The following is a 12,552-nucleotide window of genomic DNA, read 5'->3' on the forward strand; positions in this document are numbered from 1 at the left end:
GCAATCCCTAAATGGGAGCCAATCAGCCCAAAAGGCAATTACTCTCCTTATACTGTGCGAGGAAAGGAGTATCACCTGCTCGATTCGATTAAGGAGTATCGCGAGGAGGGGATTGGCTCTTGGTACGGCTTGAAGTTTCATGGTGAGCTGACTTCAAATGGTGAGATTTATAATATGTATGCCATGTCGGCAGCGCATAAGACCTTGCCTCTTCCTGCCTATTTGAAGGTGACAAATCTCGAAAATCAAAGGTCGGTTGTGGTTAGAGTTAATGACCGTGGGCCATTTCATGAAGGTAGAATATTAGATCTATCTTATGCCGCAGCCAAGAAGCTGGATTACCACAACAAAGGAACTGCCAGGCTTTTACTAGAATCAATCGTTGTACCAAAACCAACAGTGAGTGGTGAGGAGGCTTCGGGGGTAAAAGAAAGCAAAGACCGCTTAGCCTATTTTGTTCAAGTGGCGGCGCTATCTAATCAGGCTTCGGCTAATAACCTTCTCCAGCGTCTACAGAGAATGGGCTTGGCTCACTCTGCGTTTGTAGGGAAGGCTGAAGGGGCTAATATCTATCGTGTCAGAGTTGGACCAGTTGATGACATGAGCGCTGCAGAAAAGTTAAAGGCTCATTTATCCGACAGTGAGGTTGGTGCACCTGTTGTGATTAGTCGTCCTGTGTTGGCTCCGGGCTCTTAGGTATATGGGCTTCTTTCTCAGGCTTCATGTTTTCAGCTTGTGAAAAATCGAAGCCGCAATCTCCGTCTAGCTGTTCAGGGTCGTAGCGAATTCCACAGCCTGCTTTAACTGTTTGTGCGCTGTCAACAGAGCCGTTTTTGAGTTCCTTCATTTCGTTTATACCTCTTCTTGTTCGTTAGAAGTCTGTATTAGCTGAAGCGTTAATTTTAATACAGATTGGCTTATTGGTCTTCGCTTATGGATGAATCGATTGCTGAATTCGGTTAGACTTGCTTTCTTCAATATATGTCACTTCGTTCATATAAATCAAAATCGGGTTTTTAATGATGTTCAGATCACTAGGTAAGGTGTTACCACTTTATTCTTTGTTATTACTTCTCGGATTCCATGTTGCCGACGCATTTGCTAAGCCAGCTCTTATTCCTTCTCCGCCACAGGTTTCAGCTAGCTCTTATATTTTAATGGATGCCACGAGTGGCGAAGTAATCGTAGAGCATGAAAGCTACGTTCAGTTGCCACCCGCCAGCTTGACTAAGATGATGACCGCATACATCGTCGAAAGCGAAGTAGCTCAAGGTAATATCAATTTATATGACGAGGTTCCAGTGAGCGTTAAGGCTTGGCGCACTGGCGGGTCAAAAATGTTCATCAAGGAAGGCTCAAAAGTTTTGCTTGAAGAGCTGCTCAAAGGCGTAATTATTCAGTCAGGCAATGACGCAAGTATTGCGCTATCTGAGTATGTTGCTGGTAGCGAAGATGCATTTGCCGATATCATGAATCAGCAAGCTCAACTACTGGGCATGACAAACTCCAACTTTATGAACGCTACAGGCTTGCCTGCTGAAGGGCATTATTCATCAGCCTCTGATTTGGCAAAGCTGGCTCTTGCGATCATTAATGACTTTCCTGATCAGTACCCTTTGTATTCTGAAAAATACTTCACCTATAACAATATAAGGCAGCCAAACCGCAATCGCTTGTTGTGGCGTGATAAGTCAGTCGATGGCTTAAAGACCGGACATACTGAAGAAGCAGGTTATTGCCTTGTCGCGTCAGCTAAGCGCAATGGTATGCGCTTGATTAGTGTTGTCATGGGTACGAATAGTGAAAATGCCAGAGCTAAAGAGACACAGAAGTTGTTAAACTATGGCTTTAGATATTATCAGACGCACGAACTGTACAAGGCTGGTGAAGTACTGACAGATAGCCAGGTTTGGAAGGGTGCTTTGGATTCTTTCCAGTTGGGCTTAGCCGAAGACGTAATAGTAACGATTCCTCGGGGTCAAAAAGATGACCTTAAAGCAGAGCTTAAAGTAGATAATGTAATTGAAGCGCCTGTTGCCGTGGGACAAGAATACGGCCGCTTACTTGTGTCTCTTGACGGTAAAGTAATTGTTGATGAAGCTTTAGTAGCTTTGGAGCCCGTGCCCGAGGGTGGCTTCTTTAAACGCCTGTTGGATATGATTAAGTTGTTTTTCATTGGTTTGTTTTCTTAATGAAAATTAGTTCTTGGTTGGAGGTAGTGTGATGATAAAGAAACCTGTGATACTGAGTAACTCTTCAGCTAAAGGTCTATCAGCTTCTTCATCTGAAGATGAAGTTAAAATAGAGTTTCCTTGTGATTATCCGATTAAAGCAATTGGTTCTAATAATATTGATTTGAAAGCTTTGGTGATTGAAACCGTTAAGGTTCATGCTCCAGACCTGGATGAGAATCGGGTTACCTTGAATGAAAGCAGCAAGGGAACCTTCGTCTCGGTGCGTTTTCATATATACGCGACTGGCGAAGCTCAGTTAAAAGCGATACATGAAGCCTTGATGGCGACTGGCCATATAAAAATGGTTATCTAGTCTGGCATGTTGATCTGAGGGCGATAGCGATGACAGAGAAAGCTCAAAACTCAAATGGCCCAGCGTTTGGCCAGCATTTACAAGTAAAAATGTTACACGGTCTCCAGCCTTATGAAAAAGTCTGGCGAGCAATGCAGGAATTTACCGACCAGCGCGACGAGCAGACCGAAGATGAAATATGGGTGCTGCAGCATGAGCCTGTTTTCACGCAAGGGCAGGCCGGAAAAGAAGAGCATATTCTAGCGCCAGGAGATATTCCTGTTGTACCTGTCGACCGGGGTGGTCAGGTTACCTATCATGGCCCGGGACAACTTGTAATTTATCTTATGCTCGATATAAACCGTATGGGAATTGGTGCTCGAGACCTTGTTTCTAGAATAGAGCAGGCTTTGGTCAATATGTTGGCCTTATACGGTATTCAGGCTGCACCTAAAAAAGATGCTCCCGGTGTTTATGTGGGAGAAGATAAAATTGCTTCACTGGGCTTGCGTATCAGGCATGGGCGTTCGTTTCATGGTTTGAGTCTCAATATCGATATGAACCTTGAGCCTTTTGGGCGTATTAACCCTTGTGGCTATCAAGATCTCAAAATGGTTCAGCTGTGTGATTTCCAAGAAGATGTTGCTGTTGAGAGAGCGGCAGGTTGCTTGGTTAATGAGCTGCGAAAGTCTTTTTCCTATGACGATATTGTTATGGAATATAAAGACAGTTAATTGCTCAAAATTAAATTTAGTAGAAGGTAGTTATGACAGATTCTCCCAAGGGTAGTGCCGACGCGAAGACAGGCAGTAGTGCTAAGACGATTAAGCGAGCTGTGCAGGGTGAAAAGCTTCGTGGCGCCGAGAAGGTCGCCAGAATACCCGTTAAAGTCATTCCTACTGAAAAAATGCCACGAAAGCCAGACTGGATTCGCGTTCGGGTTCCGGCAACCCCAAAGATTGATGAGATAAAGGGTAAGCTACGTAAGCATAAACTACATAGTGTTTGTGAAGAGGCTTCTTGCCCGAATTTGGGAGAGTGCTTCGGCGGCGGCACCGCTACCTTCATGATAATGGGGGATATATGTACTCGACGATGTCCGTTTTGCGATGTTGCTCACGGTCGTCCCAAGCCACTTGCTGAAAACGAACCTCGTGAGTTAGCGATTGCAATTGCAGATATGGCTTTGCGTTATGTTGTGATTACCTCCGTAGATCGTGACGATTTGCGTGATGGTGGTGCTCAGCACTTTGCTGATTGTGTAAACGAAATCAGAGAACGTAGCAGCGATATTGAAATTGAGATATTAGTGCCAGACTTTCGTGGCCGTATGGAAGTTGCGCTCGATATCCTAAAGCAAACACCGCCAGATGTGTTCAACCATAACCTTGAAACAGTTCCTTCTCTTTATAAAAAGGTTCGTCCTGGTTCTGATTATCAATGGTCTTTGGATTTGCTCAAGTCTTATAAGGCTTTGGCTCCCAATGTACTAACCAAGTCGGGTTTGATGTTAGGAATTGGTGAAACGATTGAGGAGGTCGAGCAAGTGATGCGTGACCTTCGTGCGCATGATGTTGATATGTTAACCCTGGGGCAGTATTTGCAGCCGAGTAAAGATCACCTGGCTTTAGAGCGTTTTGTCACGCCACAAGAGTTTGATGATTTAGCGGTGCTTGCCAAAGAGCTTGGATTCAAACATGTTGCTAGTGGCCCAATGGTCCGCTCTTCTTATCATGCAGATAAACAAGCGAAGGGCGAATCTCTGCCAAAAGTGTAGCTTATGTCAAAGTCCAAGAAAGACTCTAATACTCAAAGTAATAAAACAGTTTCAGCTATCAAAACGGGTAGCTTTGAGCGTCGTTTGAGTCTGACTAAAGCAGGCTTACTGGCCGGTACGCGGATGGCTGGTCATATGACTACCTCTTTATTTTCCGGCAAAGAGGCTAGAGCTGAAAAGCGCAAAAAGGCACTTTCGGATCAAGCTCACTTTCTTGTTCGTGAGTTAGGAATGCTGAAGGGGAGTGTGGTTAAAATCGGGCAGGTCATGGCGCTTTATGGCGAACACTTTCTGCCACCTGAAGTTACCGAAGCTCTCCATACTCTTGAAGAAAATACTACTGCGCTGGAATGGCCTGTCATTCGAGGTGTTTTGTTCGAGCACCTTGGCGCAGCGAATATGGATAAGCTTGAAGTTGAAGAAGAGCCAATAGGCACAGCTTCGCTAGGACAGGTTCATCGTGCAAAAATAATCGAAACAGGTGAAGTCATTTGCTTGAAGGTTCAGTACCCGGGAGTTGCTCAGGCAATTGATGCCGATCTGGATGCTGTCGCACAAATACTTCGCTTGGCGAGGGTGGTTACTGCAGGACCAGCGTTTAACGATTGGTTGGAAGAGGTTAGAGTGATGATGCATCGGGAGGTAGATTACCACCTAGAAGCTGAAACGACAGCCCGCTTCTCTCAAATGCTTCAAGATGATCCTCGATTCATTGTTCCAAAAGTGTATTTTCAGTTCTCCTGCGAAAATGTTATGGCTACAAGCTACGAAGAGGGTGAAAATGTTTCTAGCGAGCGTGTTGCTGAGTTGTCTCAGGCGCGTCGTAATAATCTGGCTAAATCATCTTTGGCGCTGTTTCTGCAAGAGTTGTTCGTCTGGCACGAGATTCAAACTGATCCAAATTTCGGTAATTATCGAATACGAATTGGTGAAGAGAGTGGCAAAGATAGAATAGTGTTACTGGATTTTGGCGCTGTGCAAAAGTATCCACAGCAATTTATTAACCCTGTATGTCAAATGATTTCAGCTGCTTATGAAGCTGACCTGGAAGGTGTTATTCGTGGTGGGATTGCGTTAAAGTTTATGCAAGCAGACTGGCCGCGAAAAATCCTGGAAGAGTTTGCCGGGGTTTGTATTGCAGTGCTGGAGCCTTTAGCGAAAGACCAGTCTGCTGCGGGTTCTGAATCTTTTAATGAGCAGGGAGAGTATCGTTGGCGCGATAGTGATTTGCCTTCACGTATTGCCAAGCGAGCTGCTGTTTCGGCAATTAGTCGTTACTTTAAAATTCCGCCAAAAGAATTTGTGTTCCTGAATCGAAAGCTGGTAGGCGTCTATACCTTTATTTCGGTACTTAATGGTCAGTTTAAGGGGCAGGACCTATTGGCACCTTATGTTGAAGCCTTTAACGTCCGGTAGCCATTCTCCGTTTTCCTTTAAACATTTCAAGAAGCCCGCAACTTATCAAACAAATATCGCCAAGTTAGCTGAAATCCTTTAGAATGCGCGGTTTGGTTGCCACTTATTCCGAGTGCTCAATTTAGATATCAACCTTAGAGTAAAATAATCCAGTGAGTAGTCTTAAACATATTCGTAATTTCTCAATAATTGCCCATATTGACCACGGTAAGTCGACCTTGGCTGATCGTTTTATTCAGGATTGTGGCGGGCTGTCGTCCCGTGAGATGGAAGCTCAGGTACTCGATTCCATGGATATCGAGCGAGAACGTGGTATTACGATCAAGGCCCAGAGTGTCACACTCGATTATAAGGCAAAAGATGGCGAAACCTATCAGCTAAACTTCATCGATACTCCGGGGCACGTAGACTTTTCGTATGAAGTGTCACGTTCTCTCGCTGCCTGTGAGGGTGCGTTATTGGTTGTCGATGCTGGTCAGGGGGTCGAGGCTCAGTCGGTGGCAAATTGTTATACCTCCATCGAAATGGGCTTGGAGGTACTTCCTGTACTAAATAAAATGGATTTGCCACAGGCCGATCCTGAGCGAGTAACCCAAGAGATTGAGGATATTATCGGAATCGATGCGTCGGGAGCGGTTCCCTGTAGTGCTAAAAGTGGCATGGGAGTTGAAGATGTTCTTGAAGCTCTAATCGAAGTGGTTCCACCTCCAGAGGGTGATGTTGATGCTGACCTTCAGGCGCTTATTATTGATTCCTGGTTTGATAATTACTTGGGTGTTGTATCTCTCGTACGAGTTAAAGAAGGCACCTTGCGTAAAGGCGATAAAATCTTAATCAAGTCAACGGGCAAAACCCACCAAATTGATGCTGCGGGAGTGTTTACACCGAAGCGTCATGAGACCGGCATTCTTAGAGCAGGTGAAGTTGGTTTTGTTGTTGCGGGTATTAAAGACATTCATGGCGCGCCAGTTGGTGATACCATCACCCATGCTAAAACTCCTGAAGTAGAGCAGTTGCCAGGCTTTAAGAAAGTCCAGCCACAGGTCTATGCCGCTTTGTTTCCAGTTAGTTCTGATGACTATGAGTCGTTTCGCGATGCCTTGGAAAAACTCACCTTAAATGACGCTTCTTTACATTATGAACCTGAGACCTCCGATGCGCTTGGCTTCGGGTTCCGCTGTGGTTTCTTGGGTATGCTCCATATGGAGATTATCCAGGAGAGACTCGAACGAGAATATAACTTAGATTTATTGACCACTGCGCCAACAGTTATTTACGAACTAGTGATGCGTAATGGTGAGGTTATTAAAGTAGATAACCCGTCTCGTCTACCAGACCCCGGTGCAGTAGAGGAGATGAGAGAGCCAATCGTAGAGGCAAATATTCTCGTACCACAAGAGCATTTGGGGAATGTAATTAGTCTTTGTGTTGAGAAACGAGGCATTCAGAAGGATATGCAATTTCTGGGAGGGCAGGTCTCTCTCAAATATGATTTACCAATGAATGAAGTGGTACTCGACTTCTTTGACCGTATCAAATCAGTCAGTCGGGGCTTCGCGTCGCTAGATTATCACTTTGTACGGTTTGAAACGTCTAATTTGACCAAACTGGACGTTCTAATAAACGGTGACAAAGTTGACGCATTGGCGCTAATTATTCATAAAGATAATGCCCACTCAAAGGGACGTTTACTTACCGAGAAGATGAAGGAGCTAATTCCTCGTCAAATGTTTGATGTTGCTATTCAAGCCGCGATTGGTGGTCAAATTGTTGCTCGGCAAACTGTAAAAGCCTTACGTAAAAACGTAACAGCAAAATGCTACGGTGGTGACGTAAGTCGTAAGAAGAAGCTTCTACAGAAGCAGAAAGAAGGTAAAAAACGAATGAAGCAGGTTGGGAGTGTAGAGATCCCGCAAGAAGCTTTCATGGCAGTTTTGAAGATTGATAATTAATACATTGCTTTCGACGTCGTTGGCTTGAGCATCAAGTAGATAAGAGAAGAGTATGGATATAGATTTTCCCCTGATATTGGTTGTACTGACTTTCGCGACGGGTTTGATATACCTTGCCGATGCAATACTCTGGAAACCAAAAAGAGATGCGGCTAAAGATAATTCATCTAGTGCAGCTAGCGAAGAAGAAATTTCTGAAGGCCCTTGGTTAGTAGAAGTTTCTAGGTCTTTTTTTCCGGTACTGGCAATCGTTTTAGTTTTGCGTTCCTTTCTTGTTGAGCCTTTCCAAATTCCTTCTGGTTCAATGTTACCAAGCCTGGAAGTTGGCGACTTTATTCTGGTAAATAAGTATGCCTATGGTTTTCGCCTTCCCGTGGTGGGAACTAAAGTCATTGAAATGGATGATCCGCAGCGCGGTGATGTAATGGTCTTTAAATACCCTAAAGATGGAAAGACCAATTATATTAAGCGAGTTATCGGTGTCCCTGGTGACAAAATTGAATATAAAGACAAGCAGTTATGGATCAACGGTGAGCTTGTCGAAGAGAAACTGTTAGCGAATTTACCTGGGCGCAAACTGTTTGAAGAGACTTTAGGCTCGGTTAAGCATAAGCTGTATGAGCATAAAGCGCAGCTAAATAGAGGTGCTGAAGGTTACTGGGAGATTCCTGAGGGCTCGTATTTTATGGTTGGAGATAACCGGGATAACAGTAATGATAGCCGCTTTTGGGGCGTTGTTCCTGACCACCTGGTTGTCGGAAAAGCCTTTGCGATATGGATGCATTGGCCAAAGTTCTTCTCCATACCTAGTTTTTCGCGTGTTGGTGCTATCGAATAAAGTTTAAGACTTTTGTTTAGCGAGTAGGCAATATCCGTATATTGAACAATACTATTATAAATGTCCTGCTTCTTGGCAGCGCAACGATTCAAATAGATTAACGATGAGGTTATACATGCGTACTGATTCTCGGCAAAAGGGTGCTTCGATGCCAGTGGTCCTGCTTTTTTTGGGTATGGCTGCGATTATTTTAACAATTGCTTTCAAGCTTTACCCCGCGTTTTATGAGCATTGGCAAATTGCATCTGTACTCGAATCTTATGATAAAGAAGTTGATTTAGAAGGGATGTCTGCTGGTGAGCTGGAAACAAACTTCCAAACCCGCTTGTTAACTAACAATGTCCGTACCTTTGATGTTAAGGAAGGCTTCTATGCTGAAGTTACAGATGAAAGTGTTTATATCTCGGTAGAGTATGAAGTTCGCATTCCGATTTATAGCAACATAGATGCAGTGGTCTCCTTCGAAGAGTCTATAGAGAAAAAGTTTTAGTTTAGAGTTATTTATCACCGTCTTTTTTGGAAAAGGCTTGAGCAAAGTTTGGAAAAATTAGTCCCTATGAAACAAAATCGCTTGAGTGCGCTTGAACGAAAAATTGGTTATGCGTTCAAAGATCAAAGCCTGCTAGATTTAGCGTTAACGCATCGTAGCTTTAAAGGTGCGAACAATGAACGCCTGGAGTATTTAGGGGATGCCATACTTAGCTTTGTTATTGCTGAATATCTGTTTCAACACTTCTCGTCTGCAAAAGAAGGTCAGCTAAGCCGTTTGCGCTCTTTGTTGGTAAAAGGGGTAACGCTGGCAGAGATTGGTAAAGAATTTAAGCTAGGCGACTATTTGAACTTAGGGGGCGGTGAGCTGAAGAGTGGTGGCTTTAGGCGGGAGTCGATTATTGCTGATGCTCTGGAAGCCGTCATTGGTGCTATCTATTTAGACAGCGATCATTCAACTTGCCGAGAAGTTGTTTTATCGTGGTATGAGCCGCGTTTCGCTAACTTGTCTTTAGATAATACCGAAAAAGACCCTAAAACCCGCCTACAAGAATATCTGCAATCTATAAAGAAAGACCTCCCGAAATATGAAGTTATTAAGGTCACAGGTGAAGCTCATGATCAGACTTTCTTTGTCGAGTGTGAGGTTGCATCAATGAGTATCAGAACAAATAGTGAAGGCCCTAGTCGACGAATAGCTGAGCAAAAATCAGCAAAGCAAGCGCTGGCTATTCTGGAAGAAAAGTCATAACCCTGGAGTATTATCATGACTGAATTCGACTTGGAAAGTTTTAATAACCCGAATACCCGTTGTGGCTATGTCGCCATTGTTGGGCGCCCTAATGTCGGCAAATCAACGTTGCTAAATCGTATATTGGGTCAAAAGATTAGTATTACCTCAAAGAAGCCTCAGACCACGCGTCACCAGATTTTAGGGATCAAAACCGAAGGCGAAGCGCAAGTCGTTTATGTTGATACACCTGGTTTGCACCTGAAAGAACATAAAGCGATTAATCGATATATGAATAAAGCGGCGTCAGATTCGCTTAAGCATGTTGATGTTATTGTCTTTTTGGTTGATCGAACCAAGTGGACAGAGGAAGATAGCTTCGTGCTTGAAAAAATCCAAGCTGCAAAAGCGCCTGTAATTCTCGTGTTAAATAAAGTTGATCAGGCAAAAGAAAAAGGTGCTTTGTTACCGCACATTCAAGTTTTGGCTGAGAAGCATTCGTTCAACGAAATTATTCCAGTTTCTGCCAAGCATGGACATAATGTTGATTCTCTTGAAAAACTAATTGATAGCTTCCTTCCAAACAGTATTCATTACTATCCTGAAGATCAAGTGACTGACAGAAGTCAGCGCTTTCTGGCTGCTGAGCTTGTGCGTGAGAAGATCATGCGACAGCTGGGGGAAGAGCTACCTTATGCGGTGACTGTAGAGATTGAAGAGTTTAAACAGGTTAAGCACGTGCTGCATATTAGCGCGCTAATACTTGTAGAGCGCAGTGGTCAAAAGAAAATCGTTATTGGTGACAAGGGTGAACAAATAAAAATCATTGGCCGTGATGCTCGTAAAGAAATGGAGCGCTTGTTTGATACCAAGGTGATGTTAAACCTATGGGTTAAGGTCAAAAGTGGTTGGTCTGATGATGAAAGGGCTTTAAAGAGTTTGGGTTATCGAGACGAGTAAGGCTCCTTTAAATAGGGGGCGGTCAGTGCATGAGTATGATTGAGGAGCAGCAAGCGGTTTATGTTTTGAACCGGCGCCCTTATCAGGAGTCCAGTCTTTTAGTTGATGTGTTTTCACTTAATTTCGGACGGCTTACTTTGATCGCAAAAGGGGCCTTGCGAAAAGGAAGTGCTTGGTCAGCCTTGCTTCAACCCTTTCAGGCTCTTTTGCTCTCTTGGAGTGGCCGCTCTTCAATCAAAACACTTCGATCCGTCGATGTTCCAAGCCAGCCCTATAAGCTTCGCGCAAACTATCTTTTTAGTGCTTACTACCTTAATGAATTGGTTCTGAAGCTAGTACCGGACAATGAGCCAAGCCCGGGAGTGTTCTCAAACTATGTAGATTGTTTGGATCAGCTAGCTGAAGGGCAAGACTTGCAGCGCTGTTTGCGAAAATTTGAATACCTTTTACTGAGTGAGCTAGGATTACTGCCTGATTTTGAACATGATATTTATGGTCACAAGATTCAGAAGGATCAGGGATATAAGTTTCTTTCACAGCAAGGTTTTGAAGGAGTTGGTAAGGCCAGCTCTAACTTAGGAAGTGTGTTTATTATAAGTGGAAAAGCAATATCGCTTATCAGTACTTTAGATATTGTTAATGGCTCTACCTGGCAAAAGGAAGAGTACTTAAAGGCCAAGCAGTTGATGCGCTATCTGGTTGATGATGCTTTGGGTGGTCAGGTGATAAAAAGTCGAGAGTTATTTCGTCCGATAAAGTTTAAGGGGTAAATTTGATGGAAAATCCTAATGGCAGAGTTTTATTAGGCGTGAACGTTGATCACGTGGCAACCTTGAGAGAGGCTCGTGGCACACGTTACCCTGACCCTGTTCAAGCTGCTTTACTGGCTGAAGAGGCTGGAGCAGATGGTATTACAATTCATCCGCGTGAAGATCGACGCCATATTCAAGAGCGAGATGTACTGGTGATGAAGGAAACCTTGCAAACTCGAATGAATCTTGAAATGGCAGTAACCGAAAATATGCTAGGGCTTGCCGAGAAGGTTAAGCCTGAACATTGTTGTTTGGTGCCTGAGAAAAGAGAGGAACTGACTACTGAGGGTGGCTTGGATGTCATTGCGCAGGAAGATCGTATTAAGGATGCCTGCGCTCGCTTGAGTGAGATTGGTTCAGAAGTTTCTCTGTTTATCGATCCTGAGCCTGCGCAAATTGAAGCGGCTGTTCGTTGCGGTGCTCAAGCCATTGAGATTCACACAGGGCATTATGCCGAGTGTAAGGATCCGCTTGAATTGCAAGCAGAGTTAGGAAGGATTCGTAGTGGTTTGAACTTGGCCTTGTCTCATGGCCTGATTGTTAATGCAGGGCACGGTTTGCACTATCATAATACGCATGCGATAGCGGCCATACCCGGTATTAACGAACTCAATATAGGGCATAGTATCATTGCTAGGGCTTTGTTTGTTGGCATAAAGGATGCGGTTCGTGAAATGAATGCCTTAATACAATCTACGAGCTAATAGTGAATTATGACTGTTAAAGGTATTGGCAATGACCTGGTTGAAATCCAGAGAATTGCCAGATCCCTCGAGCGTTATGGAGAGCGCTTTGCAAAGCGGATATTATCCCCCAACGAGTTTGACTCCTTTCTTGAATCGAATCGTCCAGACAACTTCTTAGCTAAGCGTTTTGCTGTCAAAGAAGCTGTATCAAAGGCTTTGGGTACTGGGGTCTCTCAGGGTATTACCTGGCATGATATAGAGCTCGCGCATTCGGTGAGCGGGCAACCTGTTGCTGTCTTGCACCAAAAAGCAAAATTAAAAATGGAAGAAATGGGTGCAGAGACTATACACATTAGTTTATCTGAT

At 44.0% G+C, this 12,552-nt stretch carries 15 protein-coding genes; 14 read left to right on the plus strand and 1 reads right to left on the minus strand.

From position 1 onward, the window contains the following. The coding region (locus A3757_RS27920; RefSeq protein ID WP_068739226.1) for a septal ring lytic transglycosylase RlpA family protein at positions 1 to 696 on the plus strand (696 nt) is incomplete at its 5' end. Here A3757_RS27920 and A3757_RS04510 read toward each other — a convergent pair. Then, positions 665 to 847, minus strand: coding sequence for a hypothetical protein (locus tag A3757_RS04510; protein WP_068507906.1), 183 nt, complete (start codon positions 845 to 847; stop codon positions 665 to 667). The genes A3757_RS27920 and A3757_RS04510 overlap by 32 nt on opposite strands. Before the next feature lie 172 nt (positions 848 to 1,019). Between A3757_RS04510 and A3757_RS04515 the strand changes: the two genes are divergently transcribed. From A3757_RS04515 to acpS, 13 genes are all read left to right on the plus strand, one after another. After that, entirely contained in the window at positions 1,020 to 2,192 is a 1,173-nt protein-coding gene (locus tag A3757_RS04515; RefSeq protein WP_068507904.1) for a D-alanyl-D-alanine carboxypeptidase family protein, read from the plus strand. Positions 2,193 to 2,223: 31 nt separating this feature from the next. Then, a complete protein-coding gene (locus tag A3757_RS04520; RefSeq protein ID WP_082865051.1) occupies positions 2,224 to 2,547 on the plus strand; it encodes a YbeD family protein in 324 nt (107 codons plus the stop codon). A gap of 89 nt (positions 2,548 to 2,636) precedes the next feature. After that, positions 2,637 to 3,260, plus strand: a complete 624-nt coding sequence (gene lipB / locus A3757_RS04525) for a lipoyl(octanoyl) transferase LipB (protein WP_231872205.1) — start codon at positions 2,637 to 2,639, stop codon at positions 3,258 to 3,260. 32 nt (positions 3,261 to 3,292) lie between these two features. Continuing rightward, positions 3,293 to 4,303 (plus strand): lipoyl synthase, encoded by a 1,011-nt coding sequence (gene lipA / locus A3757_RS04530; protein ID WP_068507899.1) that lies wholly within the window; start codon positions 3,293 to 3,295, stop codon positions 4,301 to 4,303. A gap of 3 nt (positions 4,304 to 4,306) precedes the next feature. Beyond that, entirely contained in the window at positions 4,307 to 5,719 is a 1,413-nt protein-coding gene (locus A3757_RS04535) for an AarF/ABC1/UbiB kinase family protein (protein WP_068506914.1), read from the plus strand. 152 nt (positions 5,720 to 5,871) lie between these two features. Next, a complete protein-coding gene (gene lepA, locus A3757_RS04540) occupies positions 5,872 to 7,671 on the plus strand; it encodes a translation elongation factor 4 (protein WP_068507897.1) in 1,800 nt (599 codons plus the stop codon). A gap of 52 nt (positions 7,672 to 7,723) precedes the next feature. Beyond that, positions 7,724 to 8,509 carry a signal peptidase I gene (gene lepB / locus A3757_RS04545; protein ID WP_068507894.1) on the plus strand — a complete coding sequence of 262 codons (786 nt, stop codon included), beginning with the start codon at positions 7,724 to 7,726 and terminating at the stop codon, positions 8,507 to 8,509. A 115-nt stretch (positions 8,510 to 8,624) separates the two neighbouring features. Next, a complete protein-coding gene (locus tag A3757_RS04550) occupies positions 8,625 to 8,999 on the plus strand; it encodes a DUF4845 domain-containing protein (RefSeq protein WP_068507892.1) in 375 nt (124 codons plus the stop codon). Between the two features lie 66 nt (positions 9,000 to 9,065). Further along, a complete protein-coding gene (gene rnc / locus A3757_RS04555; RefSeq protein WP_068552847.1) occupies positions 9,066 to 9,749 on the plus strand; it encodes a ribonuclease III in 684 nt (227 codons plus the stop codon). Positions 9,750 to 9,764: 15 nt separating this feature from the next. Continuing rightward, positions 9,765 to 10,688, plus strand: coding sequence for a GTPase Era (gene era / locus A3757_RS04560; protein WP_068507888.1), 924 nt, complete (start codon positions 9,765 to 9,767; stop codon positions 10,686 to 10,688). Between the two features lie 29 nt (positions 10,689 to 10,717). Beyond that, the gene (recO, locus tag A3757_RS04565) at positions 10,718 to 11,458 is read left to right on the plus strand and encodes a DNA repair protein RecO (protein ID WP_082870153.1); all 741 of its coding nucleotides are present in this window, start codon (positions 10,718 to 10,720) and stop codon (positions 11,456 to 11,458) included. Between the two features lie 5 nt (positions 11,459 to 11,463). After that, a complete protein-coding gene (pdxJ, locus tag A3757_RS04570) occupies positions 11,464 to 12,204 on the plus strand; it encodes a pyridoxine 5'-phosphate synthase (RefSeq protein WP_068507886.1) in 741 nt (246 codons plus the stop codon). A gap of 9 nt (positions 12,205 to 12,213) precedes the next feature. Continuing rightward, the coding region (acpS, locus tag A3757_RS04575) for a holo-ACP synthase (protein ID WP_068739228.1) at positions 12,214 to 12,552 on the plus strand (339 nt) is incomplete at its 3' end.

This window comes from Oleiphilus sp. HI0117, assembly GCF_001635235.1.

Bases quoted from the DNA above. Each gene is read 5' to 3' on its own strand.
- A3757_RS04510 (WP_068507906.1), bottom strand. From the start codon at position 847: ATGAAGGAACTCAAAAACGGCTCTGTTGACAGCGCACAAACAGTTAAA.
- A3757_RS04515 (WP_068507904.1), top strand. From the start codon at position 1,020: ATGATGTTCAGATCACTAGGTAAGGTGTTACCACTTTATTCTTTGTTA.
- A3757_RS04520 (WP_082865051.1), top strand. From the start codon at position 2,224: ATGATAAAGAAACCTGTGATACTGAGTAACTCTTCAGCTAAAGGTCTA.
- lipB (WP_231872205.1), top strand. From the start codon at position 2,637: ATGTTACACGGTCTCCAGCCTTATGAAAAAGTCTGGCGAGCAATGCAG.
- lipA (WP_068507899.1), top strand. From the start codon at position 3,293: ATGACAGATTCTCCCAAGGGTAGTGCCGACGCGAAGACAGGCAGTAGT.
- A3757_RS04535 (WP_068506914.1), top strand. From the start codon at position 4,307: ATGTCAAAGTCCAAGAAAGACTCTAATACTCAAAGTAATAAAACAGTT.
- lepB (WP_068507894.1), top strand. From the start codon at position 7,724: ATGGATATAGATTTTCCCCTGATATTGGTTGTACTGACTTTCGCGACG.
- A3757_RS04550 (WP_068507892.1), top strand. From the start codon at position 8,625: ATGCGTACTGATTCTCGGCAAAAGGGTGCTTCGATGCCAGTGGTCCTG.
- rnc (WP_068552847.1), top strand. From the start codon at position 9,066: ATGAAACAAAATCGCTTGAGTGCGCTTGAACGAAAAATTGGTTATGCG.
- era (WP_068507888.1), top strand. From the start codon at position 9,765: ATGACTGAATTCGACTTGGAAAGTTTTAATAACCCGAATACCCGTTGT.
- recO (WP_082870153.1), top strand. From the start codon at position 10,718: ATGAGTATGATTGAGGAGCAGCAAGCGGTTTATGTTTTGAACCGGCGC.
- pdxJ (WP_068507886.1), top strand. From the start codon at position 11,464: ATGGAAAATCCTAATGGCAGAGTTTTATTAGGCGTGAACGTTGATCAC.